A 5,159-nucleotide genomic window follows, 5' to 3' on the forward strand; every position below is an offset into this window, starting at 1 on the left:
TTCCGTCGGCGGCTAGGGCATCGACCAAGACTTCTTGCTCAAAGAGACGGAAGGCCGGTTTCCCATACTGATCGAAGTAGGCCGGAATAGAAAGACCGGCTCGGTCCACAATCAATTGGTCTAAATCGGTTAAGGGCAGGTTTAAATTTTCACTGAGGGCTTGGGCCACGGTGGTTTTACCGGAACCCATAAAGCCGATTAAGGTGATTTTCATCGTGGTTGCTCCAATTCTCGCCGGGCTTGGTTAGCGGCCTGGACTTGGGTATGAATACTTGCTTGGTCTTCGTTAGCGATAGCTGTTCTGAGACGGTCGAGTTGGTCTTGAAAACCGTCGATTTGTTCCAGGAGGTCGGCTCGTTCACTGGTAAAGATGGCCGTCCACATATCTGGGTCGGCCTTGGCAATCCGAGTGGTGTCGAGCAGACCACCGGCCGGAATTCCTGGGTCAATGTCCATTGCTTTGATTTTAGGCAAGATGGCATTGGCGAGGGCAAAGGCAACAGCGTGAGGGAGGTGGGAGGTGGCTGAAACCAGCTGGTCATGCTGACTGGCGGTTAGTTCGCTAAAGTGCAATTGGCCAGCACCCAAGAGGTCTTGGTAGGCCTTAATTTGCGTGGGCGTAGCATTGCCATTAATCAAAAAGAAGGAATGGTTAGCCAAGAGGTCGAGGCGACCATTGGCACTTCCCGTGAGGTGGGACCCGGCCATCGGATGGCCACCGAGAAAATGAACACCGGCCGCCATTAACGGTTGGGCCGCTGCTAGGATACTCTCTTTACTACTACCGACATCCGTCACTAAGACGCCCGGCTTGAGTGCCATCGTTGCCAAGTCGTTGAGACTTTCACGGATGGCTGAAACCGGGGTCGCTAAGATAATCAAGTCCGCCTGACTAGCACCAGTGGTGAAGTCGGTGACAGTGGTCACGACACCGGCATCGACCATATAGTCTAGGTTTTCTTGGTTAAAGTCTGTTGCGAGGATAGTTACGGTTGGGTTAGACGCTTTGATGATTCGTGCCATTGTGGCACCAATCAGGCCTAACCCGTTAATAAAGACAGTTTCCATGGTAGTCACTTCCTTAAGTGTTCTAAGTCGGTCATAAAGGTGGGGTAAGAGATATTAACGGCTTCAAAATTTTTGATGTTTACGGGTTTGTCCACTAAGAGCGAAGCAATTTTGAGGGTCATGGCAATCCGGTGGTCATCGTGGCTATCGAGGTTGGCATCTTCAAGGTGCCAAGGTTGGCGGCCATCGATCACCAAGCCGTCGGGTAATTCTTCGATTTGAATACCAAGCTTCTTGAACTCCTGGGTCACAACCTGCAAGCGGTCGGATTCCTTGAAGCGGAGTTCTTCGGCCCCGGTAATCTTACTGATACCGTTGGCCCGGGCAGCCAAGAGGGCTAATAAGGGCACTTCGTCAACTAGGCCGGGAATTTCTTCGGCCCCAACTTCAAAGGGTTGGAGGTCGGAAAAGGTTACGGTCAGGTCGGCGCTGGGTTCGACCTGGTCTTGGTGGTTGGTCTGGGTAACTTGAGCGCCCATCCGATCCAAGACATTTAAAATCCCAGTCCGGGTCGGGTTAATCCCGACGTTTTTAATCGTAATTTCTGATCCGGGAACGATGGCACCGGCCACTAACCAAAAGGCTGCGGAAGAGATGTCACCGGGAACGATAATGGCTTGCCCTGCAAACGGCTGGCCAGGAGTAATGGTGATTTCGTGGGCCGTCCGGCTAATGCTCTGGGGACTGAAGGTCTGGAGCATCCGTTCCGTGTGGTCCCGGGAGGGACTTGGTTCTTCAATAACTGTTGGACCCTCGGCTTGGAGGGCAGCGAGGATGACGGCACTCTTAACTTGAGCACTGGCAACCGGTAGCCGGTAGCGCATGCCCTGGAGGTGGCCGCCATGAACCGTCATTGGCAGGTGGCGGTCGTCGCTGTCAAAGGTAGCACCCATTTCGGTCAAGGGGTCAATCACCCGACCCATTGGTCGCTTGGACAATGAGGCGTCGCCAACCATTCGACTGGCAAAGGGTTGACCGGCTAGCAAACCAGAAATGAGTCGAGTTGAGGTGCCGGAGTTTCCCATATCGAGGTCAACAGTCGGTTCCTGCAAGCCTGTGAGGCCCAGGCCTTTAATTTGGACTTGGTCGTCATCTTCTTGGATATTGACACCGAGGTCGCGGAAGACCTGCATGGTCGAAAGGCAGTCGGCCGACTTTAAGAAGTGGCTAACGGTCGTAGTGCCGGAACTGATGGCACCGAAGATAATGCTGCGGTGGGAAATACTCTTATCACCGGGGATGGTAATCGTGCCCCGTAAGGGGGTGGAATGTGAATCAACCATCGGGTCCTCCTTAGAAGTTTTGTAGTTCTTGGCGGTAGTCGGCAATTTGCTTCTTCAAGCGGTCGATATTGCTGCCGTCGAAAGTATCGGTGATGGCCTTGGCCAATTCGATGGAGACGACGCTTTCAATTACGATTGAGGCCGGAACGATGGCCGTGGTATCTGATCGTTCCACGGTCGCCTTCTTGACTTCCTTACTATTGATGTCGGCACTTTGCAAAGGCTTGTAAAGAGTTGGGATGGGCTTCATGGCAGCCTTAACAATCACGGGCATGCCGTTGGTCATCCCACCTTCAAAGCCACCCAAGTGGTCGGAGTTCCGAGAGAATCCTTGGCCTTCTTGCCAGTCGATTTCGTCCATGACTTGGCTACCAGGATGGACGGCGTTTTCGAAGCCGTCGCCGATTTCGACCCCCTTCATGGCGTTGACGCCCATGACAGCGGCGGCCAACTTGGCATCCAACTTTGTATCCCAGGAAACATATGATCCCAAACCGGCGGGAACGTTTTCGGCGACGACCCGGATGACCCCACCAAGGGTGTCACCATTGCGCTTGGCATCGTCAATCATTTCGTGGATTGGTTCGATTTGACTTTGGTCGGTCACCCGCAAGTCGTTTTGTTCAATCAAATTAACGATGGTGTCGACCTGGGTTGGCTGGCTTGAGTCGGCGTTAACGCCACCGATGGCTTCGACGTAACCGATAATCTTAATATTGAGGGCTTCGAGGACTTGCTTGCAGATGTTACCAACGGCAACCCGCATGGCTGTTTCCCGGGCTGATGACCGTTCCAAGACGTTACGCATGTCGCGGTGACCGTACTTCATTCCACCAACGAGGTCGGCGTGACCAGGACGGGGACGGCTAACCTTACGCAGGGTGTTTTCTGGAGTGGCTGGTGAAGTCGGATTCATGATTTCTGACCATTGCGCGTGGTCGCGGTTTTTAACTGTCAAAGCAATTGGTGAACCAAGGGTAACGCCGTGTCGGACACCACCAGTGATGATGACTTGGTCGTGCTCAATCTTTTGGCGGTTACCACGGCCATACCCTCCTTGACGGGCAGAGAGGGCGGTGTTGATTTCATCGATATCCAAGTGGAGACCGGCGGGGATGCCTGTCAAAATTCCTGAAAGTTCTGGTCCGTGTGATTCACCGGCAGTTAAGTATGTCAACATAGTAAGTATTTTCCTTTGTGTGTGGTTTAGTAGTTTTTAAGTGAAAATGTGACCTGGCGCCAAGCAAAGTCCGTTAGAATGATTTTACTTCAATGAGGCTTGGTATTGGCGAGAATTGTCCATAATTGTTTGAACAATGGCTTGGTTGTAAGGCACCAGGTCTTTATTTTTCGTTTTCTTAGCGACGTTATCGAGGACCTGGCGTTCGCGGTTCAAGTCCTTGATGGCGATTTGCCCGGTCTGCTTGAACTTGTGAACGTCGTTGACGGCCGCAAACCGTTCCTCGAGGAGGGCGATTAATTTGCTATCAATCTTGTTAATCGACTTACGAGCATCGGCCAAGGAGCTGTTTTCGGGTGGCAAAGTTACTAGCATAATTAAGGCAACCAGGAAGCCAACGAAGGCGACGATGATGTCACCGGCCATGATGTTGGTGTGGGGCATCTTAACCAGCAAGCCAGTAATGATTGGCACTGAGAAGGAAGCCAGAGACCCGAAGATGAAGAAGGTTCCGGTCAACATACCCTTGTGACGGGGGAAGATTGACAAGAGGGTGTTCAAGGCGATTTGCATCAGACCACCGGCGGCACTGAAGCCGAAGACGAAGGCGGCCACGGCAGAGAGGTCGGCATTGGTGCTCAAGGTAATGGTCGTGATGGCCAAGAGTGACAAGGCATTTAAGGTCACGAAAACCGGCTTTTTCAAATTAAAGCGATTGAGCAAGACGACAACGGTGATGACCCCGGTAATGGAACCAAGACTGTAAAGAGAAAGTAAGAAATGGGCAACCGTAGTTGAGAAGCCAATTTTCTTGGCAAAGATGGTAATCCACTGGGTGAACCAGATCATGACGGCCATGGAAGTATACCCGTAAACGAAGAGTCCGCCAGACAAGGCAACCTTCTTGGGACGACTGATAACCAAGCCTTGGAGGTCGGCTTCTTCGATGACTTGCTGTGATTGACGGACGTTGAGTGGCAGCAAGTTGGCTAAGTTCAAGGCCATCAAAGTGGCAGGAACCATGAAGGACAAACCGAACCAGAGGTTATTTTGTGACAAGAAGAGGACAATCATTGGGAGAATGAATTCACCCAGGGAAATGAAGGCCTTTAGCAAGACACTGTTGGATGTCCCATTCTTGTTGATTTCAGCCAAGAGGGGGTAAGTGGCTGAGTCGAGAGCCGAGTTGGCTACCCCAGCGAGAATGGCCAGGGCATAGGCCAGGGCAACCGAGGAATTGAAGGGTGTTGCCACTAAGAAAATTAAGTAAGTTGTCATCCCGATTAAGAGGGTGGTCTTCCGACCAAATTGGTCGGAGATGAAGCCCATCAAAAGGTAGGCGACCAAGCGACCAATTCCAATCCCGGAAAGGACGAAGGAGGCAACGGTCAGAGAACTATTCCAGTGGTGGGAAAGCTTAACCAGATTTTGGGTCAGGATAATCATCCCGAACCCGTGAATCAGGTAGTTGGTAAAAAGAGTCGTTTTTAATCGCAAACTAGAGCTGGGCATTGGCAGGTTCTCCTTGTAAAAGATTAAAGATGGTGGTTAAGTCAGTGACTGAAAGTTGACCGGGTGCTGACCCTTGGCTGGCGGATAGGCTGGCAAAGGTAATGACGGACCCGGTT

6 protein-coding genes are annotated in these 5,159 nt (G+C 51.9%); all 6 read right to left on the reverse strand.

Features of this window, described 5'->3' with window-relative positions; genetic code table 11:
• A partial coding sequence (locus AOQ29_RS02280; RefSeq protein WP_275936572.1) for a shikimate kinase occupies positions 1 to 214 on the reverse strand: 214 nt, incomplete at its 3' end.
• Positions 211 to 1,068, reverse strand: coding sequence for a prephenate dehydrogenase (locus AOQ29_RS02285; RefSeq protein WP_061992931.1), 858 nt, complete (start codon positions 1,066 to 1,068; stop codon positions 211 to 213). The genes AOQ29_RS02285 and AOQ29_RS02280, both read right to left, overlap by 4 nt.
• A 5-nt stretch (positions 1,069 to 1,073) precedes the next feature.
• Positions 1,074 to 2,351, reverse strand: a complete 1,278-nt coding sequence (gene aroA / locus AOQ29_RS02290; protein WP_061992932.1) for a 3-phosphoshikimate 1-carboxyvinyltransferase — start codon at positions 2,349 to 2,351, stop codon at positions 1,074 to 1,076.
• Positions 2,352 to 2,361: 10 nt separating this feature from the next.
• A complete protein-coding gene (aroC, locus tag AOQ29_RS02295; protein WP_061992933.1) occupies positions 2,362 to 3,531 on the reverse strand; it encodes a chorismate synthase in 1,170 nt (389 codons plus the stop codon).
• Positions 3,532 to 3,615: 84 nt separating this feature from the next.
• The gene (locus AOQ29_RS02300) at positions 3,616 to 5,043 is read right to left on the reverse strand and encodes an MFS transporter (protein WP_061992934.1); all 1,428 of its coding nucleotides are present in this window, start codon (positions 5,041 to 5,043) and stop codon (positions 3,616 to 3,618) included.
• Positions 5,030 to 5,159: type I 3-dehydroquinate dehydratase (locus AOQ29_RS08395; RefSeq protein WP_114674987.1), on the reverse strand; the 130-nt coding region annotated here is incomplete at its 5' end. The genes AOQ29_RS08395 and AOQ29_RS02300, both read right to left, overlap by 14 nt.

It is taken from the genome of Fructobacillus ficulneus (genome assembly GCF_001047075.2).
Lineage (GTDB): Bacteria > Bacillota > Bacilli > Lactobacillales > Lactobacillaceae > Fructobacillus > Fructobacillus ficulneus.